A 20,531-nucleotide genomic window follows, 5' to 3' on the forward strand; every position below is an offset into this window, starting at 1 on the left:
GAGTAATAGTTATGAAAGTTACTTTATTTGTTACTTGTTTAGTCGATATGTTTGAAACAAATGTCGGTAAAGCAACGGTTGAAGTGTTGGAGCGTTTAGGTTGTGAAATTGAATTTCCAGAAGCGCAAGTTTGTTGTGGTCAGCCTGCTTATAATAGCGGCCATGTAGAAGCAGCAAAAGAAGCAATGAAACATATGATTGAAACTTTCGAAGATGCAGAATATATTGTTACGCCATCTGGTTCTTGTGCGACAATGTTTCATGAGTATCCACATGTTTTCAAAGATGATCCAAAGTGGGCTAAACGTGCACAAAAAGTTGCTGATAAAACTTATGAATTTACACAGTTTATTGTGGATGTTTTAAAGGTTACTGATGTTGGTGCAAGTTTACCAGGGGTCGCTACTATTCATAAATCATGTCATATGACACGTATGCTTGGAATAAAAGAAGCACCAGGAATTTTATTATCAAATGTAAAAGGATTAACTGTGAGAGATTTGCCAAACGTGCAAAATTGTTGCGGGTTTGGGGGAACGTTTTCAGTTAAGATGACTCCAATTTCTGAGCAAATGGTAGACGAAAAAGTAGATAGTGTAATGGAAACAGGTGCAGATTATTTAATCGGTGCAGATTGTGGGTGTTTGTTAAACATTGGCGGACGTATTGAGCGTTTAGGAAAAGAAGTAAAAGTAATGCATATTGCTGAGGTACTGAATAGTCGCTCATGAAGGGGGAACATAAGCTATGTCTATGAAAATCAGTGAGAAAAAATTTAATGATCGCGTTGGTGATGGAATTCAAGATTCGTTTATGCGCGGAGCAGTATCTTCTGCACAAACGCGTTTATATACGAATCGCTTAAAAGCCGCAGATGAACTAGGAAACTGGGAAGAGTGGCGTGAACTAGGTGAACAAATTCGTCAACATACGTTAGAAAATCTTGATTATTACTTAATGCAGTTAAGTGAAAATGTATCAAAAAGAGGCGGACACGTGTACTTTGCGAAAACGAAAGAGGAAGCAGCAAAGTATATTCAAGACGTTGCAAAAAAGAAGCAGGCAAAAAAGATAGTAAAATCAAAGTCGATGGTAACAGAAGAAATCAGTATGAACCATGCGCTTGAAGAGATTGGCTGTGAAGTGTTAGAGAGTGACTTAGGAGAGTATATCTTGCAAGTAGATAACGATCCACCTTCACATATTATTGCACCTGCACTTCATAAAAATAGAACGCAAATTCGCGATGTATTTAAAGAAAAGCTAGGCTATGAAAATTCTGATGACCCGTATGAAATGACAAAGTTTGTTCGTAAACAACTTCGTGAGAAATTTATGGATGCAGAAATTGGTGTAACTGGTTGTAACTTTGCTGTTGCAAATACTGGCTCTCTTTGTTTAGTAACGAATGAAGGTAATGCAGATCTTGTTATGTCAATTCCTAAAACACAAATAGCGGTAATGGGTATGGAACGTATGGTTCCGACAATGGAAGAATTAGATGTTTTAGTTGGTTTACTATGTCGTAGTGCAGTAGGTCAAAAATTAACAAGTTATGTAACAGTAGCGGGGCCAATTCAAGAAGAGGAAGTTGATGGACCTGAAGAATTTCATTTAGTTGTTGTTGATAATGGTCGCTCTCAAATTCTTGGATCTGAATTCCGTTCAGTATTACAATGTATTCGTTGCGCTGCTTGTGTTAATGTATGTCCTGTATATCGTCACGTTGGTGGACATTCATATGGATCGATTTACTCAGGACCAATCGGTGCGGTATTAACACCGCTTCTAGGTGGATATGATGATTACAAAGAGCTTCCTTATGCATCTAGTTTATGCGGAGCATGTACAGAAGCTTGTCCAGTAAAAATTCCATTGCATGATTTATTATTAAAACATCGTCAAGTCATCGTTGAGCAAGAAGGTCGTGCACCACTTGCAGAAAAACTGGCTATGAAAATGTTTAGTATGGGTGCTTCTTCAGCTGCTTTATATAAAATGGGTTCAAAAATGGCACCAGCGGCAATGAGTCCATTTACATCTGGTAATCGTGTATCAAAAGGTGTTGGACCACTTAAAAACTGGACGGATATTCGTGAATTCCCAGCTCCAAGTAAAGAACGATTCCGTGATTGGTATAAAGATCATAAGAAAGGCGGGGATAAATAATGACAGGATTAATTCAAAACCGTGATGCCTTTCTAGATAACATTGCAAAAGAACTTGGGCGCGCGCGTAAAACAGAAGGTGTAGAGCGTCCAGTATGGAAAAGTAATGTGAATATAGAAACGTTAAAAGATTATTCACAAGAAGAATTACTAGAAGTGTTTAAAGAGCAATGTACAAACATTCATACAACTGTAGTAGAAACGACAAACGACCGTTTAGGTGAAGACCTTCAAAAAGTAATCATGGAAAACGGCGGGGGACCTATTTTATTATCAGCAGATGCGCGTTTTGATGCATATGGTTTAACATCTTTATTTAAAGAAGAACTTCCAAAACGAGATGTTGAAGTAAATGTATGGGATCCAGAGAGAAAAGACGAAAATATGCGTTTAGCTGAAAAAGCGAATATTGGTATTGCATTTAGTGATTATACATTAGCTGAATCGGGTACAATTGTTGTACAAAGTCATAAAGGTCAAGGGCGTTCTTTACACTTTTTACCGACTGTATATTTTGCTATTATTCCACGTGAAACACTTGTGCCTCGTATTACACAAGCAGTTCAGGATATGAACTCACGCGTAGAAAATGGGGAGACAGCGGCATCTTGTATTAACTTTATTACAGGGCCAAGTAACTCGGCTGACATCGAGATGAATCTTGTTGTCGGAGTACATGGACCATTAAAAGCAGTTTATTTCATCGTATAAAAGAGGGGAAAGCAGGCCAGGAAATGGCCTGCTTTTTAGTAGAATAAAGGATAATATGAAGTAGAAGTTCTCTCCTTTTTTTGCTATGTTTTTTGGGAAAGGAGAGGAAGGGATGTTCACTTATTTATATGCACTGTTAGCAGGGATGGTGTTTGGTTCTTTTTTTATGCTAGTTGCGATGAGGGTTCCATTAGGTGCTTCTATTATTACCCCGCGTTCACATTGTGATTATTGCAAATATGTGCTAAGGACAAAAGAACTAATCCCCATCATTTCATTTTATATACAAAGAGGCTGTTGTACGAATTGTAAGAGGAAAATTCCAATTATGTATGTAGCATTTGAATGTATAACAGGAGGTATATTTCTTCTTACAGTGTATATGATTGGAATAGAACGAGAGCTTATTATTATTTTATCCCTTTTTTCGCTACTTCTTATTATTTCAGTTACAGATTACTTATATATGTTAATTCCTGATTGTATTTTAATTTCGTTTGCCTTTTTACTCATTCTCGAAAGTGTTTTTGTACAATTAGTTACTTGGACAGATAGTATAGCTGGTAGTGGTGTTATATTTATTTTGTTATATTGCATGCAAAAGATATATCCAGAAGGGATTGGCGGAGGAGATATAAAACTACTTTCGTTACTTGGATTTATAGTAGGAGTGAAAGGAGTTTTTATCGTTTTATTTTTAGCATCTTGTTTTAGTCTTTGTTTTTTCGGGATTGGTATCGGATTAAAACGTATAGAAGTACGAAAGCCAATTCCATTTGGTCCTTTTATTAGTCTCGGGGCAATATGTTATGTATTGGCCGCATATTCAAATTAGAGAGGGAATCGAAAATGAACGTATATATGGATGATCAAAGAAGTTGCCCGTTCGGGTATGTGCCCGCAACTACAGTAGAATGTGCTTTGCAAATGGTTCGGGATTATGATGTGAATATTCTTTCTCTTGATTTTAATATGGGATGGGGAGCGAAAAATGGACTAGATTTTGTAGAAGCTTTTTGTACAGAGGGGTTATATGTAAATGAAATTCACTTTCATACGAATGATGTCATTGGTATGCACAAGATGAAACAGAGAATGGATAAGGGAAAGGAAGAAGGAGAAATTACTCCTCACCTTGTTGTTAAATACGTGGGTAGCTAAAAACTCCAAAGTAAAACTTTGGAGTTTTTAATGTTTCATATGGGCTTGTAAAGGAATAATCTCTTCTTGTTGAGCTGTTGCGATTTCAGTTTCTTCCTGTTGAACTTCAGGCGTTTTCTTTGTTAAGTAGTGGTATACCATACCGACAAATACTGATCCGCCAATAATGTTACCAATTGTAACAGGAATTAAGTTATGAATAGCACCTGAAAAAGAAATTGTCTCAGGATGCGGTGAAACTAAAGATAAAGCAAAGAGTGATAAGTTTGCAATACTATGTTCGTAACCAGATAAGAAGAATGTGAAAACAAGTAGCATCATCACCATTATTTTTGCTGTGTCACCTTTAACCTGAGAAGGTAAGAAGCAAGCAAGACATACGAGCCAGTTACATAAAATGGCTTTAAAGAATAACTGCATCGTAGGTGTATTCATCTTTCCTTCAACGACTTTACTCATTAAGTGACCGTGATCAATTGCTTCAAAAATTCCAGTTGCGTAAAATAGTAAGGCAAAGAATAATGCGCCGGCTAAGTTACCTGCATAACAAGCAACCCAGTTACGAAGTGTATCAGAAATCGTTGTTTCTTTTCTTAAAGTTGCGACAGTAAAGTACATTGTGTTCCCAGTAAACAATTCAGCACCACCATATATAATAAGTACGAGAGCAATCCCGAAAAACATAGAGGCAGATAAATAAGTTGCTGGTGAATCTGCAATGTGAAAAAAGTTACCTAATTTAAAACATAGTACAATAATAAAACCGATATAAATACCAGCAAGTGCAGCACGAATGAAATATTGCATTGGGTTTGTATCTAGTATTTTCTTTTTGCTTTTAGCCAGTTTGACAACATAATCTAGTCCTTGTTCTAGCATGAGTAATACGCTCCTTTAGTAAATCTTCTATAAATACTCCTTATATGAATAAAGTACATGGAATTGTTCCTACTTTCAATGAGTTTGTGCAATGTTTCACAAAAAGGACATACATACATTAAGAAAACGTTTACAAAAGATAGTATAATGGAATTTTTTCTGGACATTGCGAGGAAGAAAGGAAAAAGAAAAAGCGCTGTAATTACAGCGCTTTTTCGTCTAAATTCTTTTCCACTTTTACTTCTACTTCTTTTGAGAAGAACCAACCACCAACTGCGATTCCGACTAATACAATCCAGAATGTAAGCTTCCACGGAGTGGATTCTGGGAATGAATGTGGAATTACATTTAATGCAGGGTGTGCTAATGTATAAACTGCTAGCTTCACACCAACCCAACCTACAATTAAGAATGCTGCAGTTTCAAGCCCTGGTTTACGTTTTAAGATTTGTACGAAAGCAGTTGCTGCAAATCGCATAATGATTAATCCGATAAGTCCACCTACAAAGATAACAACGAATTGCCCAGTATCAAGACTACCAATTGTACCTAGTCCTGTTTTTGGTAAAGTCATTGCTAGTGCAACAGCAGCTAAAATTGAATCAACTGCGAAGGCGATATCAGCAACCTCAACTTTAAATACAGTCCACCAAAAGTTCTCTTGTTTTTTCTTTGCTTCTTTTTCTTCTGTTTCTTCATCTGTATTCTTTTTAACATATGTTTTAAATAAGTGATTACCAGCGATAAACATAAGGTAGATGGCACCGATTGCTTGCACTTGCCATACATCGACTAAGAACGAAATCATAAATAACGATCCAAATCGGAAAACGAATGCCCCCGCTAATCCGTAAAATAGTGCTTTCTTTCGTTTTTCTTCTGGTAAATGTTTTACCATAATTGCAAGAACAAGAGCGTTATCAGCCGCTAAAATCCCTTCAAGTGCAATTAGGATGAGTAATACCCAACCATACTCCAATAATAATGATACATCCATGTACATTCTCCTCTCATCTCTATAACTTCTAAATAAGTGAAGAATTTCCCCACTATTTAGTTTCCCCATACTCCTGCCTATTAATTTTGGAAGAATCTGGAAATGAATGCAAAAAAGACCTCTGCCGTTAATAGGCAAAGGTCTTGCTAGACATATGTAATAAAAATGCCAACAAAGCCGGAAGAACTAAGTTCTACGTAATGACGACTTTGTTTCCAAGATATATTCTTGGACGCTACTCCCCTTTGGAGATATGTTATTGTATTCTCATTATATGGATAATTTATACGGTTGTCAACCTGTTAAAATATCTTCATTCGGATATTTTATTTTTCGGTTCTTTTTACGAGCAAATGAAAATGCCAATGTTAAAGGACCCATTTTCCCAAAAAACATCATAAAAATAATAATCGTTTTTCCAATTATAGTTAAGTGGGGTGTTAAGTTCATACTGAGGCCAACAGTCCCAAATGCTGAAAATACTTCGAAAGCACTCATCAATAGAGGAACTCGTTCAGTAATACTCAAAATTAAAATAGCAAAAAAGATAAATGAAATAGAAATAATAGTAATGGTTAATGATTTGACAATGAGAGTATCTTTAATGGATTTTTTAAATACGACAATATCTTCTTGTTCTTGTAAAAATTTAAATACACCAAAAAATATGATTAAAAATGTTGTTAACTTAATCCCCCCACCCGTTGAAGCACTACCAGCACCAATAAACATAAGTAGCATCATTAATAGCAGGGAAGGTTTTGACAATGTAGAAATATCAACTGTATTAAACCCGGCAGTTCGTGTTGAAATTGCTTGGAAATAAGAGGCCATTCCTTCTTCAAATGGGGTAAAACCTCTCATAGAAAGAGAGTTATGGAACTCGAATATAAAAATAAAAAGGGTAGCAATAATGTTGATGATTAGAGTAGAAGAGAGCATAAGTTTTGAATGTAGTGTAAGGTTTTTAAAGTTTTTCTTTCTTTTTATGTCTACGATCACTGTAAAACCAATTCCACCTAAAATGATGAGAGAGGAAATGACGAAATTGACAATAATGCTATGAGAATGGGACATTAAATTATCGCTCCACACAGAAAAACCAGCATTGTTAAAGGCTGAGATTGAATGGAAAAAACTATAATAGATCCCTTTGGTAACCCCGTATTTTGGTACCCACTCAAAAGAAAGAATTAAAGTAGCGATACATTCGACTGTAAAAGAGAATAAAAATAATGCTTTGGCAAGACGGATGACGCCGCCTATATTCGTTTGATTTAATGCTTGTTGTAATAAAATACGATTTTGAAGACCGATTTTTCTGCCGAGCATAATCGCAATTAAGACAGCAAAGCTCATAATACCAAGTCCGCCAACTTGTATAAGCGTTAAAATGACACATTGGCCAAACAAAGTAAATACTTTTCCAGTGTCCACAACACCAAGCCCTGTAACCGTACAGGCAGAAACTGTTGTAAATAAAGCATCGAGCCATGAAATAGACGTTGTTGTAGCGATTGGAAGCTTTAATAAGCATGTACCTATAATTGATAACATGATAAAAGACAAAGTAAGAACGCGGGGAGGACTCATACGAATGTTAATCCGTTTCATGTTATATATCGTTCCTTTCTGTTTGCTCTTACTAGTATGTGAAAAAGTCCGATTATGTATGTGAAAAATAGAAAGAGGCAGAGAATATCTGCCTCTAAGCCATATGTTATATTATTATCCGCGTAATTGTTGTTGAGCTAAAGAAACAAGACGTTTTGTTACTTCACCGCCAACTGATCCGTTAGAACGAGATGCTGTATTAGACCCTAAGCTTACGCCGAATTCTTGTGCAATTTCATATTTAAATTGATCAAGTGCTTGTTCAGCACCTGGAACTAGTAATTTGTTTGTTTTTGCCATGATGATACACATCCTTATGAGTAATCCAGTCCAGATAAGTACTTATCTGAATTGGTACTGTTATTTTATGTGGAACCGGCGTGCTCATACGCGGAAGTAATCGGTGTGATTAGAAGTTATTGGATAGAAAAAAGAGTAGCAAATTTGCTACTCTTTTTTTAGTATTGTCGCTGTACCTTCCACGACAATATCATCCGATTGATTATATATATTTGTTTGCAACGTAATGATTTTTTTATCGTCACGCTTCTTAATAACCTCTGCCACAACGCGAAGTGTATCACCGATTTTAACAGGGGCACGGAATGAAACATTTTGGGATAAATAAATCGTATTTTTGCCTGGGAGTTTCGTTCCAAGGATGGTAGAAATAAAACTCGAAACGAGCATACCATGGGCAATGCGTTCTTTAAACATTGTCGTTTTTGCAAAAGAGTCTAAAATGTGAATAGGATTCACATCCCCAGTCAATTTTGCAAAATTGATAACATCTTCATCTGTAATTGTTTTTGTAAGGGATGCTTGATCACCGACTTGAATCTCATCATAACGAAGCTCCGGGACGGTTTGTGCTTCTTGGAATGGATTCATTTTGTCCTCCTTCTTTTCCATATCGAAAAATGCCAGCCATCTTGATGTAGTAGGAGGAAGAAAGAGTTTTGTTTGTGCTGCAGTTAGCTCCCACATTTTTCTTACTTGATGGAAGTAAATAGATTTTTTGAGTTTTCCTCGAACTTTTTTGCGAGTTCCAACTGTTTTGACTTGAACTCTTCCAAAAAACCCTCTAACTGTTTTTGAGCCTCTTCACGTTGTAATTGTTGTTGCTCAATAAATTGTTTTGTTGTTTCTTCAAATTGACCGCTTGTTTGTGTAAGAATTGACAAAGATGTTTTTGTAGGAGAAACAGTAAGTTGATGCATATGAGCAGAAAGTTCCTTCCATTTGTCCTGCCACTCGTTAATTTGATCATTTAAGGAGTTTCCAGTTAATTGTTTCACGTAATCTGTATATTGGTTGTTGAACTGAGCAGTGAGTTGTTGTAGTTCTTTTTCTAGTTCATCTACTCCTGATGTTAATTTATGCAAAGCGTCTTGTTGTTGTTTTAATGTTTCTAAAGTAAGCTGCTCTAATTGTTTCCCAGCTGAAGAGAAAAGGGAAAGTGATTGAGACCAGTTTTTCCAAAATGCATCGACTAATTCGTATGGTTTAGTTTCCATTATTTGACCTCCAAATGTTTTTTTGCATATTGTGAACGCAGATTACTCTGCTGTACCACCAGGTGAAGATGAAGAATCCTTTTCATCCTTTTCTGGAGAAGTAGAAAATGGAAAGAAAGCATTGGTGTATAATGTGAAAAACGTTCGCAACATATTTTGATAATGTTCAAAAGAAGTCGCACATGTTGTTAAATATTGCTCTCCATATTCAGTTAAAGAATAAATTCTTTTTGCCGGCCCTCCATCGCTTGTATCCCAAGTAGAAGAAATAAGGTTTTCTTTTTCTAATTTGCGTAGTGTTCTATAAACATTACCTTGGTCAACAGAAGAAAAGCCGATATCCATTAGCATTTGAATAAGTTTGTAACCATGAAGACTCCAGTCTTTTAGACAGAGAAGTAAGAAGGGAACTAAGAAGTTTTTTGGCATGGAGTTTGGTTGTTTCGCTTGGTTGCTTTCCAAACTTTCGCGTTGTTCTGGTTCATTTTGTAGCATGATTGTGCATCACCTCATGAATCAGTTAGATGGAATTTTTTGCTTATAAGTGCAATTTACACCTATCTGTTTTTAAAGTCAACACATTTGTTAGAAAATAGAAAAAAATAAAATATAGACTTGAAGTTTTATTCAGAATATTAGAAAATAGTGAATAGGTTGAATTGTTTCAAAAACGAAAAAGGGAGTGTAGGTAAAGTGATTGATCAAAAATTCGATCCACTACAAGCATGGAAAAATGCTTATGAACAAACCGAAACATTTTGGGGAAAAGCGCTCAATGAAACAATTAAAACAGAAGAATATTCTGCTTGGATGGGCAGCGTTCTAGATTTGAATTTGTTTTATCAAAAAGCATTAAATGATACGACAAAAAACTATTTAGAACAAGTAAATGTGCCGACGAAAGAGGATATCGCAAGAGTAGCTACGCTAGTTATTAACTTAGAAAATAAAGTAGATAACATTGAGGAGTTTCTAGAGGAAAAAGTAGATTCTTTAGGACAAGCTCCTACATTAAAGCGTGATGTAACGAAAGTAAAACAAGATATTCGTATGCTTGAAACAAAAGTAGATCAAATTTTAGAATTGCTAGAAAAGCAAAATGCAGTACTAGCTAAACTACAAGTACCTGTAAAAGAAGAGGTAAAGCCTGCGAATAAGCCAGAAAATAAAAAATGATAAAAGCGCTTGTTTATAACAGATAAAAGAGAGAGGGAGAATCTCTTTTCACGTATAAACAGCGAAACATAATTATATATGGACTCTATAGTATGAGTACCAAAATGATTCATAACAATCGTTCACAAATTCATTTAAGGGGGAAAAGAAATGGTTCAATTAAATGGAAAAGTAGCAATCGTAACAGGTGGAGCAAAAGGAATTGGAAAAGCGATTACAGTAGCATTAGCACAAGAGGGAGCAAAAGTAGTTATTAACTATAATAGCAGTAAAGAAGCAGCTGAAAACTTAGTAAACGAATTAGGAAAAGACGGACATGACGTTTATGCAGTGCAAGCGGATGTTTCTAAAGTAGAAGATGCAAACCGACTTGTAGAAGAAGCTGTGAATCATTTTGGTAAAGTTGATATTCTTGTTAATAATGCTGGTATTACAAGAGATCGTACATTCAAAAAGTTAAATCGTGAAGATTGGGAGCGCGTAATTGACGTGAATTTAAGTAGCGTATTTAATACGACAAGCGCGGTTCTTCCATACATAACTGAAGCGGAAGAAGGAAGGATTATTAGCATTTCTTCTATTATTGGTCAAGCAGGTGGATTTGGCCAAACAAACTACTCAGCAGCAAAAGCAGGTATGCTAGGATTTACAAAATCGTTAGCGTTAGAACTTGCAAAAACAAATGTCACTGTAAACGCTATTTGCCCAGGATTTATTGATACTGAAATGGTAGCAGAAGTACCAGAAGAAGTACGTCAAAAAATCGTTGCAAAAATCCCGAAAAAACGTTTTGGTCAAGCTGATGAAATTGCAAAAGGTGTAGTATACCTATGCCGTGACGGTGCGTATATCACAGGTCAACAATTAAACATTAACGGCGGATTATATATGTAATGAAGTAAGAAAAAAGTGCATATCCATAGCAGGAATGCACTTCTTTTTTTAAGAAGGAAATCGACCAAAAAGGAGATAGAAAAATGACTACATTCGCAACAGAATGGGAAAAGCAATTAGAGCTATACCCAGAAGAGTACCGAAAAGCATACCGCCGAGTGAAAAGGGCGAGTGAAATTTTATTACGTGAACCAGAGCCGCAAGTAGGATTAACGCCGAAAGAGGTTATTTGGACGAAGAATAAGACGAAGCTTTATCGCTACATTCCAAAACAAGAAAAAACACAAAGAGTTCCAATTCTGTTAATATATGCTCTTATTAATAAACCATATATTATGGATTTAACTCCTGGAAATAGTTTAGTGGAATATCTAGTGGATCGTGGTTTTGATGTGTATATGCTTGATTGGGGCACATTTGGTTTAGAAGATAGTCATTTGAAATTTGATGATTTTGTGTTTGATTATATTGCAAAAGCCGTAAAAAAAGTAATGCGAACTGCGAAATCGGACGAGATTTCTTTACTTGGTTATTGCATGGGTGGAACGCTAACTTCTATTTATGCAGCGCTTCATCCGCACATGCCAATTCGTAACCTAATCTTTATGACAAGTCCTTTTGATTTCTCTGAAACAGGATTGTATGGTCCTTTATTAGATGAGAAATACTTCAATTTAGATAAAGCGGTTGATACATTTGGAAATATTCCGCCAGAAATGATTGATTTCGGAAACAAAATGTTAAAGCCAATTACGAACTTTGTTGGTCCATATGTTGCTTTAGTAGATCGTTCAGAGAATGAACGCTTCGTCGAAAGCTGGAGATTGGTTCAAAAGTGGGTTGGGGATGGTATTCCGTTCCCAGGTGAATCATACAGACAGTGGATTCGTGATTTTTATCAAAATAATAAATTGGTTAAGGGTGAACTCGTTATTCGCGGACAAAAGGTAGACCTTGCAAATATTAAGGCGAATGTCTTAAATATTTCTGGGAAACGTGATCATATCGCTTTGCCATGTCAAGTAGAAGCATTGCTAGATCATATTTCTAGCAATGATAAACAATATGTATGTTTACCGACAGGACATATGTCTATCGTTTACGGTGGAACAGCTGTAAAACAAACATATCCGACGATTGGAAATTGGCTTGAAGAGCGTTCTAATTAAAGATAAAAAATCCAACTAGCCTATGTTAGTTGGATTTTTTTATGAAAAATAACAAAACATAGAAAGGAGAAATTTATATTTTAGGAGTATAATTATGAAACTTATGATGGGTAAGTTGTTTTGGAATACAGGAGTTTCTGTACCTTGTTATCCACTGTTAGAAAATGATATGATATGTGATGTGCTCGTAGTCGGAAGCGGCGAAGCTGGTGCTCATATAGCGCATTCGTTAGCGAAAATTGGCGTGAGTGTTACACTTATTGAAAAAAGAGCCATTGCATGTGGTAGCACAGCTGCTAATACAGGTTTACTACAATTTCTCCATGATAAATCGTTAACCTCTCTTATCCATACATTTGGTAAAGAAAAAGGGGTGCGAGCATATAAGCTTTGTTATGAAGCGCTAAGAACAATGGAAGCGGTAATACCGACTCTTGATATTAATCCCCATTTTATTCTGCGAAATAGTTTATATTATGCAAGTAAAAGTGAGGATGTCTCATTTTTACAAGAGGAGTACAATACGTTACAGAATTATGGATTTCCTGTTGAGTATTTTACAGCATCTGATATTAAGGAGCGTTATCCTTTTATAAAACAAGCGGCATTATATACACACGGTGATGCTGAGGTAAATCCGTATTTATTAGCACATAGTCTTTTGCATAAAGCAAACCAAATGGGAGCTAATATATATGAACATACAGAGGCAATACATATAAAAAAACGCAAAAATGATTTAATTTGTTACACGAAAACAGGGAATCAAATTGTAGCAAAGAATATTATTATGGCGACAGGTTATGAAGCGCTTTTTGGAAAGAAAGAAAAAAATACAACAGTAGACACCTCTTATGCAATTGTAACAAATGAAATAGATCAGTTTGAAGGCTGGCATGAGCGATCGTTAATTTGGGAAACGGCACGACCCTACTTATATTTTCGAACGTATCAAAACCGCATTATTGTAGGCGGATTAGATGAAGCGATGCAAATTCAAACAATCGGTGATACGAAATTATTGCATAAGCGTGATATCCTTATTAATATTGTAAAAGAGATGTTCCCGCAGTATAAAAATATACAGGCAGACTACTATTGGGCAGCTGTATTTGGTGGTACTCATGATGGTCTTCCCATTTTAAAAGAAGATGAAAAGATACATAATTTATTTTACGCATTGCCGTATGGAGGTAATGGAACTGTATATGGAATGGTCTTTGCCAAATTATTTGAGCAGTTATTTACAAATAAAGAAAGTAAAGATTTTTCTTTATTTAATCGATAGAAAAAAGGTAGCGAAGTGATGGAATGAGAGATATAAAAAAGTTTTTACAAAAATTACGTCCTGTACAACTCATCGTTTTGTTTTATTTATTAGCGGTAGTTGTATCGGTAATATTGCTTAGTTTCCCGTTTGTTACGAAGCCCGGTGTGAAATGGACATTTATAGATGCTCTTTTTACATCGGTTAGTGCGGTAAGTGTTACGGGGCTGTCTGTTATTACGATTCCAGATACGTTTACTACTGCAGGAATTATTGTTTTAGCTCTTATTTTACAATTAGGCGGCTTAGGAATTATGGCGCTTGGTACATTTGTTTGGATCATTACGGGGAAAAAGATTGGTTTGCAAAGAAGAAGATTAATTATGGCAGATCATAATCAAGGAAATTTATCGGGTCTCGTAGAATTGATGCGTTCTATTTTAATTGTAATTATTTCGATAGAACTTATTGGAGCAATCTTATTAGGTACAAGATTTTTACTTTACTTTCCGACTTGGCAAGAAGCTTATTTTCACGGTTTCTTTGCAGCTGTTAGTGCGACTACGAACGGCGGATTTGATTTAACAGGACAATCATTAATTCCGTATAAAAAAGATTATATTGTTCAAATGATTCATATGTTACTAATTATTTTAGGAGCGATTGGTTTCCCTGTGCTAATGGAAGTAAAGCAATTTCTTAGTAAAAGGCGACAACAATTATTCCGTTTTTCATTATTTACAAAATTGACGACAACAACATTTTTCACACTCGTTGTTGTGGGTACAATTATGATTTTTTTACTGGAGAGAAATCATTTTTTAGTAGGAAAATCATGGCATGAAACTGTATTTTATACATTATTTCAATCTGTGACGACGCGAAGTGGTGGACTTGCAACAATGGATATACGTGAATTATCACAACCGACGCTTTTATTTATGAGTATATTAATGTTTATAGGGGCATCTCCAAGTTCGGTTGGGGGCGGAATACGTACAACTACATTTGCTGTTAGTATATTGTCACTATACACCTTTGCAAGGGGCGGTAGAACAGTTAGAGTCTTCAAACGTCAGCTACATGAAGAGGATGTACTGAAAGCATCTGTCGTTATGACGATGGGGATTTTGTTATGTGCTACTGCGCTATTCATTTTATCTATTACGGAAAATGTACCGCTTATGAGCTTAATTGTTGAAGTTTGTTCTGCTTTCGGAACGACGGGACTATCAACAGGTGTTACGCCTGATTTAACAACTGTTGGGAAACTTGTACTTATTGTGCTTATGTTTATCGGACGCGTTGGTATTTTAACATTTATTTTAGCTAGTGGTGGAAGGGAACAACCACCTCGCTATAAATACCCGAAAGAGCGGATTATTATTGGATAGTATGAAACCATTCTACCTACGTTAGGTAGAATGGTTTTTTAGTCGTTAATGCCAAATTGTGGATGCATAAAAGCTTCATTTTTATTATCCACTTCGTTTTTTAGCAACTCTTGATTTTCTTCTGAAATCCACCCAATATCATTTGTCGGATGGATCCACTCATCGCCAGCCATAATGGCAGGATCTACTTCATCACTCCAATTATTAAGCGGACTGTTCTCGGAATTATATTTACTGTCTCCAATTACAACATTATATTGATTCACAAAAGGTTGTTGCATCGTTTTTCCTGTTCCTTTAAAAGATGGAAAATTCATTTGATGCGGGAGCGTTTCGCCTAAAATGGGTGATTGAATCTTTTCTTTTTTCTTCAAAATTATCGCTCCTTTTTATAATGATTTCTTCATATGTAGTATTTCCATCTAACGCCTCTTATGTACTTGTTAACACTTGCCAGTAATAATTATTTTAAGTTGTTTCAAACTAGAGTAGAAAGTGATTTCTTGAGAGCAGGTGAATGTATTGGTAAAAAGAAAAGTGAAACAAAATGCGGCAATCAATAATAATAAAACTCCGAAAGAAAGCTTACCAGATGCAGAATTTGCATTAGAGTATGAAGGAGAAAATAGCGCAAAGTATGCGAATCGTAATTCAAAAAAAGGGAAACAAAAATGAGGCGTTTTTTACAAACGCCTCATTTTTTTGTGGGATTATAAAGGTTTTTTTAATTATTTGTAAATTTAGTGTTTTCTATTAGCAGAAAAATGCGAAAAAACATAGAAGTAGCAACGTATTACACAAAAACAAACAACAAACAAAAGATTAATGTTGGTTTAATACTGCTTTTACACTAGTTGTTTATATTTGAGTTGTACATAAGATTTGTAAAAGGAGAGAGAAACAGTGAAAAAAACAATCTTTAAAGCTGTAGCGACTGGAATGGTATTTTCGTTATTAATGGGGTGTGGTGCAAAGAAGGAAGAAAGTGCTGGAGCGAAAGTGAAAGATGACAAATTATCTGGATCATTAACTGTTTACACAGCAATTGAAGAAGAGCTTGTACCAATTTATCTTGATTCCTTTAAAAAGAAATATCCTGATGTGAAATTGAACATTGTACGTGATTCAACAGGAGTTATTACTGCGAAATTACTAGCTGAAGGGAAAAATACACAAGCCGATGTTGTATGGGGAACTGCGGCATCAAGTCTATTAGCTTTAGATAAAAAAGATATGTTAAAAGGATACTCTCCAAAAGGAGCAGATCGTGTTCTTCCACAATTTAAAGATGATAAGCAACCTGAAAAATGGGTAGGAAATACTGCATTTATGACGGGGATTGCTGTAAATAAAGAAGAGTTAAAGAAGAAAAATTTACCGATGCCAGAATCATATGAAGATTTAACGAAACCAGAGTATAAAGGAACACTTGTTATGCCACATCCAGCATCATCTGGAACAGGATTTTTAACAGTTTCTGCATGGCTACAAATCATGGGTGAAGATAAAGGCTGGGATTACATGAAGAAACTTCATGATAATATGGCAAGTTATACGCATTCAGGATCAAAACCAGCGAAATTAGCAGGAGCGGGTGAATATCCAGTTGGCGTATCAATGGTTTATAGTGCTTTGAAAGAGAAACAAAAAGGTGCACCAGTTGAAGTTGTATTGCCGAAAGAAGGATTAGGTTGGGAAGTAGAAGCGAACGCACTTATTAAAAAAGATAATGCAAAAAATGAAAAATTAGCGCAAGCATTTTTAGATTGGGCGATTACTGATGATGTAATGAAGTTATACTTCGAGAAAAATGGATTTGCGACAATTAAAAATGATTATAAACTTCCAGATGGATTTCCTAAAGATGTAACAGAAAAGTTATACAAAAAGAATGACTTTAAGTGGGCAGCAGAAAATCGTGACAAAATTTTAGAAAAATGGGAAAAAGAGTTTGGCCAAAAAGCAGAACCGAAAAAGTAAGTGAGTGGGAGAGAGAAAAAATGAGCGAATATTTATCAATTCAACACATTCAAAAACAGTTTGATGCATTTACAGCGTTAAAAGATATTTCTTTTACTGTGAACAAAAATGAGTTTGTATGTTTATTAGGCCCAAGTGGTTGTGGGAAAACGACATTGCTTCGAATTTTAGCAGGGCTAGAAGAGGCAACAACAGGTAGTATAGCTGTGAATGGAAAAGATATTACAGCATTACCTCCTGGAAAGAGAAACTTCGGAATGGTGTTTCAATCGTATGCATTATTTCCGAATTTAACAGCACTTGAAAATATTGAATACGGCTTAAAGACAAAAAAATATGGAAAAGTAGAAGTAAAAGAGAAAGCGCTAGAGGCGTTAAAACTTGTAGATTTGCTGAATGTAAAAGATAAATATCCTGCTCAAATGTCTGGTGGACAACAGCAGCGAGTGGCACTTGCACGTGCGCTCGCTCTGTCTCCAGATATTTTGTTACTCGATGAGCCGTTATCTGCTTTAGATGCAAAAGTACGTGAAAAGTTACGTAGAGAAATGCGTGATTTGCAAGAGAAAGTAGGAGTAACAACTATTATGGTCACGCATGATCAAGAAGAGGCATTAACGATGGCTGATAAAATTGTTGTAATGAATCATGCGGAAATTATGCAGATTGGAACACCAGAGGAGATTTATCAAAGACCGGCCAATCCGTTTGTGGCAGATTTTATTGGTTCTATTAATTTCTTTTCGAAAAATAACGAAGAGCATGCAATTCGTCCTGAACATGTAACAATTGTACAAAAGGACGGTATTAAAACAGTTGTGGAAAGTATGGAATTTCGTGGATCTGTATATCGAACGGAAGTGCGAGTCGTAGAAGAAAACACACACCTTTATAATGAGAAAATTGTAGTGGATATATTAGCATCAGAAGTAGAAGTAGCTGATATTAGAAAAGGAAAGCCGATTCAAATCTCTTTCTCAGAAAATCATATGTTGTCATATGGAAAGAAGGTCATTGTATAGATGGAGATGTTAGAAAACTACAAGGTAGAAAGTGCGAAAAAAAAGATTAAGAGAAGTATAGGGAAAGAGGAATGGATCCAAAGGCTTGTAATTATCGGTATGATTCTTTCCTTCCTTGTCATACTTGTATTACCACTATTACAACTATTTACACAAGCTTTTTATAATAAAGATGGAGTTTTCATTGGTTTAGCGAATTTCAGTAAATATTTTACAACACCAACTTTAGTTCAGTCTTTACAAAATACGGTATGGATTTCGGGCGCAACAACAATTATTTCAGTTTCAATTGCATTCGTTTACGCATATGCAATTGCCCGTACGAATGTTTTTGGAAAGCGTGTATTTCAGTATGTAGCGTTATTACCATTGTTTGCACCAACGATGATGCACGGTATAGCACTTACATATTTATTTGGTAATCAAGGGCTAGTAACGAAAGGAATGTTTGGGTTATTTGAAGGTATACAAATCCCTTTATATGGACCAGTAGGAATTGTAATAGCTGAAGTTATGTATACATTTCCGCAAGCCTTTCTCATATTACTAATTGCCTTTCAAGGATCCGATTATCGTTTATATGAAGCTTCTAATATGCTAGGGGCGAGTAAAACAAAACAATTTTTCACGGTTACTTTACCTAGTGTAAAGTACGGATTAATTAGTGCAATGTTTGTTGTGTTTACACTTAGTTTCACTGATTTTGGGGCACCAAAAATTGTTGGTGGACAATATAATGTGCTTGCTACTGACGTATACAAACAAGTAATTGGACAGCAAAATATGTCGATGGGTGCAACAGTTGGAATGATTTTATTAATCCCAGCTATATTCGCATTTGCAGTTGATCGTATTACGCAAAGAAAGCAGGCGAATTTCTTATCTTCAAAAGCAGTACCATACAGAATAATAGCTAATAAGAAAAGAGATGTCATCTCATTCATATACTGTAGTGTGATTACATTTATGATCATTCTGTTATTTGTGGCAGTTGGTATTGCTGCAAGTGTGAAAGTATGGCCATATAATATGAGTTTTACATTTGAGCATTTTAATTTTTCGAGTTTAACAGGAGATGGACTTGAAGCATTTAAAAATAGCGTAATTGTTTCAGCAGTTACAGCAGTTATTGGGGCGATTTTAACATTTGTATTTGCATATGCAATTGAGAAAATAGACCAGCTACAATTCTTCCGAAAAACAGGTTACTTTTTCTCTATCGTTCCTTTAGCCATACCAGGTTTAGTACTCGGATTAGGATATGTCTTTTTCTTTAGTCAACCAACGATTCAAATTTTGGGACTATCAGTAACGAACCCGTTTCATTCTTTATACGGAACAATCGCTGTGTTAGTACTAGTAAATATCATTCATTTTTATTCTGTAACATTTGTCACGGCAACGACTGCTTTAAAGAAATTAGATCGAGAGTTTGAGCTTGTTTCGCAGTCGATGGGTATTCCGTTTTATAAAACATTCTTTAGAGTAACGGTACCAATGTGTTTACCAGCAATTTTAGAAATGGTAATGTACTACTTCGTAAATTCAATGGTAACTGTATCGGCAGTTGTATTCCTATATGCAGCTGATTTTAAACTAGCTGCCGTATCAATCGTAAATATGGATGATGCAGGAAATGTGGCGCCAGCAGCTGCAATGAGTGTGCTTATTGTTGTTACAAATATTGTAGTAAGAGTTGTATATGAATGGGGAACGAAAGCACTTCGTAACCGAACTTCACAATGGCAAAAAAGATAAGTAAGAAAGGTGATGGACAGAATGAAAATTGAAGCAGTTATTTTTGATTGGGCAGGGACAACAGTTGATTACGGATGTTTTGCACCACTAGAAGTATTCATGGAGATTTTTCATAAACGGGGTGTAGCAATTACAGCAGAAGAAGCTCGTAAGCCAATGGGGTTATTAAAAATAGATCATGTAAGGGCACTTACTGAGATGCCTCGTATTGCGAGTGAGTGGAATTTTATTTTCCAACAATTACCAACAGAAGCAGACATTCAGGAGATGTATGAAGAATTTGAAGAGATTCTCTTCGCTATTTTACCACGCTATGCTTCGCCGATTAATGGAGTAAAAGAAGTGATTGCTTCTTTACGTGAAAGAGGAATTAAAATTGGTTCAACGACTGGTTATACGAGAGAAATGATGGATATTGTAGCAAAGGAAGCAGCGTTACAAGGATATAAACCTGATTTTCTTGTTACGCCAGATGATGTTCCAGCAGGCCGTCCATATCCATGGATGTGCTATAAAAATGCAATGGAACTTGGTGTGTATCCGATGAACCATATGATAAAAGTTGGGGACACAGTATCAGATATGAAAGAAGGTAGAAATGCTGGAATGTGGACAGTTGGTGTAATTCTTGGCAGTAGCGAGCTCGGTTTAACGGAAGAGGAAGTGGAGAATATGGATTCGGTAGAACTTCGTGAAAAAATAGAAGTAGTTCGCAATCGTTTCGTTGAAAATGGGGCGCACTTTACGATAGAAACGATGCAGGAGCTCGAAAGCGTAATGGAACATATCGAGAAACAAGAACTTATTATTTCATAAAAGGGGAA

23 protein-coding genes and 1 riboswitch are annotated in these 20,531 nt (G+C 35.7%); of the genes, 15 read left to right on the plus strand and 8 right to left on the minus strand.

Annotated elements, in window-relative coordinates:
• Positions 1 to 11 precede the first annotated feature (11 nt).
• The 5 genes from HMPREF2590_RS15915 (at position 12) to HMPREF2590_RS15935 (ending at position 4,040) form a co-directional block, all read left to right on the plus strand.
• Entirely contained in the window at positions 12 to 731 is a 720-nt protein-coding gene (locus HMPREF2590_RS15915; protein WP_000869150.1) for a (Fe-S)-binding protein, read from the plus strand.
• A 16-nt stretch (positions 732 to 747) separates the two neighbouring features.
• On the plus strand, positions 748 to 2,169 hold the full coding sequence (locus HMPREF2590_RS15920) for a LutB/LldF family L-lactate oxidation iron-sulfur protein (RefSeq protein WP_000061922.1): 1,422 nt from the start codon (positions 748 to 750) through the stop codon (positions 2,167 to 2,169).
• Positions 2,169 to 2,879, plus strand: a complete 711-nt coding sequence (locus HMPREF2590_RS15925; RefSeq protein WP_000147183.1) for a LutC/YkgG family protein — start codon at positions 2,169 to 2,171, stop codon at positions 2,877 to 2,879. Before HMPREF2590_RS15920 ends, HMPREF2590_RS15925 begins: the two co-directional genes overlap by 1 nt.
• 112 nt (positions 2,880 to 2,991) lie before the next feature.
• Positions 2,992 to 3,714, plus strand: coding sequence for a prepilin peptidase (locus HMPREF2590_RS15930; RefSeq protein ID WP_003313093.1), 723 nt, complete (start codon positions 2,992 to 2,994; stop codon positions 3,712 to 3,714).
• Positions 3,715 to 3,728: 14 nt separating this feature from the next.
• Positions 3,729 to 4,040, plus strand: coding sequence for a cyclic-phosphate processing receiver domain-containing protein (locus HMPREF2590_RS15935; RefSeq protein WP_001103761.1), 312 nt, complete (start codon positions 3,729 to 3,731; stop codon positions 4,038 to 4,040).
• 27 nt (positions 4,041 to 4,067) lie between these two features.
• On the opposite strand, the gene HMPREF2590_RS15940 is transcribed toward HMPREF2590_RS15935, so the two are convergent.
• The 7 genes from HMPREF2590_RS15940 to phaQ form a co-directional block, all read right to left on the minus strand.
• Entirely contained in the window at positions 4,068 to 4,919 is an 852-nt protein-coding gene (locus HMPREF2590_RS15940) for a formate/nitrite transporter family protein (protein WP_000893029.1), read from the minus strand.
• A gap of 202 nt (positions 4,920 to 5,121) precedes the next feature.
• Complete coding sequence (locus tag HMPREF2590_RS15945) at positions 5,122 to 5,916, minus strand: TerC family protein (protein WP_000383326.1); 795 nt, start codon at positions 5,914 to 5,916, stop codon at positions 5,122 to 5,124.
• A gap of 90 nt (positions 5,917 to 6,006) precedes the next feature.
• A riboswitch (yybP-ykoY riboswitch) is annotated at positions 6,007 to 6,172 on the minus strand.
• Between the two features lie 38 nt (positions 6,173 to 6,210).
• Positions 6,211 to 7,530 (minus strand): TrkH family potassium uptake protein, encoded by a 1,320-nt coding sequence (locus tag HMPREF2590_RS15950; protein WP_000822340.1) that lies wholly within the window; start codon positions 7,528 to 7,530, stop codon positions 6,211 to 6,213.
• 114 nt (positions 7,531 to 7,644) lie between these two features.
• A complete protein-coding gene (locus HMPREF2590_RS15955) occupies positions 7,645 to 7,830 on the minus strand; it encodes an alpha/beta-type small acid-soluble spore protein (protein ID WP_001140707.1) in 186 nt (61 codons plus the stop codon).
• 147 nt (positions 7,831 to 7,977) lie between these two features.
• Positions 7,978 to 8,421: a MaoC family dehydratase gene (locus HMPREF2590_RS15960; RefSeq protein WP_001067916.1), complete on the minus strand. Its 444-nt coding sequence runs from the start codon at positions 8,419 to 8,421 to the stop codon at positions 7,978 to 7,980.
• Between the two features lie 101 nt (positions 8,422 to 8,522).
• Positions 8,523 to 9,047 (minus strand): polyhydroxyalkanoic acid inclusion protein PhaP, encoded by a 525-nt coding sequence (phaP, locus tag HMPREF2590_RS15965; protein WP_000448594.1) that lies wholly within the window; start codon positions 9,045 to 9,047, stop codon positions 8,523 to 8,525.
• A gap of 42 nt (positions 9,048 to 9,089) precedes the next feature.
• Positions 9,090 to 9,542 carry a poly-beta-hydroxybutyrate-responsive repressor gene (gene phaQ, locus HMPREF2590_RS15970; RefSeq protein WP_000939955.1) on the minus strand — a complete coding sequence of 151 codons (453 nt, stop codon included), beginning with the start codon at positions 9,540 to 9,542 and terminating at the stop codon, positions 9,090 to 9,092.
• A gap of 198 nt (positions 9,543 to 9,740) precedes the next feature.
• Between phaQ and phaR the strand changes: the two genes are divergently transcribed.
• From phaR to HMPREF2590_RS15995, 5 genes are all read left to right on the plus strand, one after another.
• Positions 9,741 to 10,223: a polyhydroxyalkanoic acid synthase subunit PhaR gene (gene phaR, locus HMPREF2590_RS15975; RefSeq protein ID WP_003313087.1), complete on the plus strand. Its 483-nt coding sequence runs from the start codon at positions 9,741 to 9,743 to the stop codon at positions 10,221 to 10,223.
• 150 nt (positions 10,224 to 10,373) lie between these two features.
• On the plus strand, positions 10,374 to 11,117 hold the full coding sequence (locus tag HMPREF2590_RS15980; protein WP_000250407.1) for an acetoacetyl-CoA reductase: 744 nt from the start codon (positions 10,374 to 10,376) through the stop codon (positions 11,115 to 11,117).
• Positions 11,118 to 11,200: 83 nt separating this feature from the next.
• Positions 11,201 to 12,286 carry a class III poly(R)-hydroxyalkanoic acid synthase subunit PhaC gene (phaC, locus tag HMPREF2590_RS15985; protein ID WP_000206333.1) on the plus strand — a complete coding sequence of 362 codons (1,086 nt, stop codon included), beginning with the start codon at positions 11,201 to 11,203 and terminating at the stop codon, positions 12,284 to 12,286.
• Between the two features lie 94 nt (positions 12,287 to 12,380).
• Positions 12,381 to 13,574, plus strand: a complete 1,194-nt coding sequence (locus HMPREF2590_RS15990; protein WP_050821730.1) for an NAD(P)/FAD-dependent oxidoreductase — start codon at positions 12,381 to 12,383, stop codon at positions 13,572 to 13,574.
• 23 nt (positions 13,575 to 13,597) lie between these two features.
• The gene (locus HMPREF2590_RS15995) at positions 13,598 to 14,947 is read left to right on the plus strand and encodes a TrkH family potassium uptake protein (protein WP_001204691.1); all 1,350 of its coding nucleotides are present in this window, start codon (positions 13,598 to 13,600) and stop codon (positions 14,945 to 14,947) included.
• Positions 14,948 to 14,985: 38 nt separating this feature from the next.
• On the opposite strand, the gene HMPREF2590_RS16000 is transcribed toward HMPREF2590_RS15995, so the two are convergent.
• Positions 14,986 to 15,321: a DUF3905 domain-containing protein gene (locus HMPREF2590_RS16000; RefSeq protein WP_003313079.1), complete on the minus strand. Its 336-nt coding sequence runs from the start codon at positions 15,319 to 15,321 to the stop codon at positions 14,986 to 14,988.
• 163 nt (positions 15,322 to 15,484) lie between these two features.
• On the opposite strand from HMPREF2590_RS16000, the gene HMPREF2590_RS30395 reads away from it, so the two are divergent.
• The 5 genes from HMPREF2590_RS30395 to phnX all read left to right on the plus strand — a co-directional run bounded on the left by HMPREF2590_RS30395 (position 15,485) and on the right by phnX (position 20,523).
• Positions 15,485 to 15,622: a hypothetical protein gene (locus tag HMPREF2590_RS30395; RefSeq protein ID WP_162200384.1), complete on the plus strand. Its 138-nt coding sequence runs from the start codon at positions 15,485 to 15,487 to the stop codon at positions 15,620 to 15,622.
• A gap of 228 nt (positions 15,623 to 15,850) precedes the next feature.
• A complete protein-coding gene (locus HMPREF2590_RS16010) occupies positions 15,851 to 16,927 on the plus strand; it encodes a putative 2-aminoethylphosphonate ABC transporter substrate-binding protein (protein ID WP_000750895.1) in 1,077 nt (358 codons plus the stop codon).
• Between the two features lie 20 nt (positions 16,928 to 16,947).
• Positions 16,948 to 17,949 carry a putative 2-aminoethylphosphonate ABC transporter ATP-binding protein gene (locus HMPREF2590_RS16015; protein ID WP_000006192.1) on the plus strand — a complete coding sequence of 334 codons (1,002 nt, stop codon included), beginning with the start codon at positions 16,948 to 16,950 and terminating at the stop codon, positions 17,947 to 17,949.
• Positions 17,950 to 19,707, plus strand: a complete 1,758-nt coding sequence (locus HMPREF2590_RS16020) for a putative 2-aminoethylphosphonate ABC transporter permease subunit (protein ID WP_000425518.1) — start codon at positions 17,950 to 17,952, stop codon at positions 19,705 to 19,707.
• A gap of 21 nt (positions 19,708 to 19,728) precedes the next feature.
• Positions 19,729 to 20,523: a phosphonoacetaldehyde hydrolase gene (gene phnX / locus HMPREF2590_RS16025; RefSeq protein WP_050821731.1), complete on the plus strand. Its 795-nt coding sequence runs from the start codon at positions 19,729 to 19,731 to the stop codon at positions 20,521 to 20,523.
• Positions 20,524 to 20,531: the final 8 nt, after the last annotated feature.

The sequence above is a fragment of the Bacillus sp. HMSC036E02 genome, assembly GCF_001836235.1.
Taxonomy (GTDB): Bacteria; Bacillota; Bacilli; order Bacillales; family Bacillaceae_G; genus Bacillus_A; species Bacillus_A cereus.

What these genes read in the sequence shown, in the direction of transcription:
- HMPREF2590_RS15915 (WP_000869150.1), top strand. Translation starts at nt 12, where the DNA reads ATGAAAGTTACTTTATTTGTTACTTGTTTAGTCGATATGTTTGAAACA.
- HMPREF2590_RS15920 (WP_000061922.1), top strand. Translation starts at nt 748, where the DNA reads ATGTCTATGAAAATCAGTGAGAAAAAATTTAATGATCGCGTTGGTGAT.
- HMPREF2590_RS15925 (WP_000147183.1), top strand. Translation starts at nt 2,169, where the DNA reads ATGACAGGATTAATTCAAAACCGTGATGCCTTTCTAGATAACATTGCA.
- HMPREF2590_RS15930 (WP_003313093.1), top strand. Translation starts at nt 2,992, where the DNA reads ATGTTCACTTATTTATATGCACTGTTAGCAGGGATGGTGTTTGGTTCT.
- HMPREF2590_RS15935 (WP_001103761.1), top strand. Translation starts at nt 3,729, where the DNA reads ATGAACGTATATATGGATGATCAAAGAAGTTGCCCGTTCGGGTATGTG.
- HMPREF2590_RS15940 (WP_000893029.1), bottom strand. Translation starts at nt 4,919, where the DNA reads ATGCTAGAACAAGGACTAGATTATGTTGTCAAACTGGCTAAAAGCAAA.
- HMPREF2590_RS15945 (WP_000383326.1), bottom strand. Translation starts at nt 5,916, where the DNA reads ATGGATGTATCATTATTATTGGAGTATGGTTGGGTATTACTCATCCTA.
- HMPREF2590_RS15950 (WP_000822340.1), bottom strand. Translation starts at nt 7,530, where the DNA reads ATGAAACGGATTAACATTCGTATGAGTCCTCCCCGCGTTCTTACTTTG.
- HMPREF2590_RS15955 (WP_001140707.1), bottom strand. Translation starts at nt 7,830, where the DNA reads ATGGCAAAAACAAACAAATTACTAGTTCCAGGTGCTGAACAAGCACTT.
- HMPREF2590_RS15960 (WP_001067916.1), bottom strand. Translation starts at nt 8,421, where the DNA reads ATGAATCCATTCCAAGAAGCACAAACCGTCCCGGAGCTTCGTTATGAT.
- phaP (WP_000448594.1), bottom strand. Translation starts at nt 9,047, where the DNA reads ATGGAAACTAAACCATACGAATTAGTCGATGCATTTTGGAAAAACTGG.
- phaQ (WP_000939955.1), bottom strand. Translation starts at nt 9,542, where the DNA reads ATGCTACAAAATGAACCAGAACAACGCGAAAGTTTGGAAAGCAACCAA.
- HMPREF2590_RS15980 (WP_000250407.1), top strand. Translation starts at nt 10,374, where the DNA reads ATGGTTCAATTAAATGGAAAAGTAGCAATCGTAACAGGTGGAGCAAAA.
- phaC (WP_000206333.1), top strand. Translation starts at nt 11,201, where the DNA reads ATGACTACATTCGCAACAGAATGGGAAAAGCAATTAGAGCTATACCCA.
- HMPREF2590_RS15990 (WP_050821730.1), top strand. Translation starts at nt 12,381, where the DNA reads ATGAAACTTATGATGGGTAAGTTGTTTTGGAATACAGGAGTTTCTGTA.
- HMPREF2590_RS15995 (WP_001204691.1), top strand. Translation starts at nt 13,598, where the DNA reads ATGAGAGATATAAAAAAGTTTTTACAAAAATTACGTCCTGTACAACTC.
- HMPREF2590_RS16015 (WP_000006192.1), top strand. Translation starts at nt 16,948, where the DNA reads ATGAGCGAATATTTATCAATTCAACACATTCAAAAACAGTTTGATGCA.
- HMPREF2590_RS16020 (WP_000425518.1), top strand. Translation starts at nt 17,950, where the DNA reads ATGGAGATGTTAGAAAACTACAAGGTAGAAAGTGCGAAAAAAAAGATT.
- phnX (WP_050821731.1), top strand. Translation starts at nt 19,729, where the DNA reads ATGAAAATTGAAGCAGTTATTTTTGATTGGGCAGGGACAACAGTTGAT.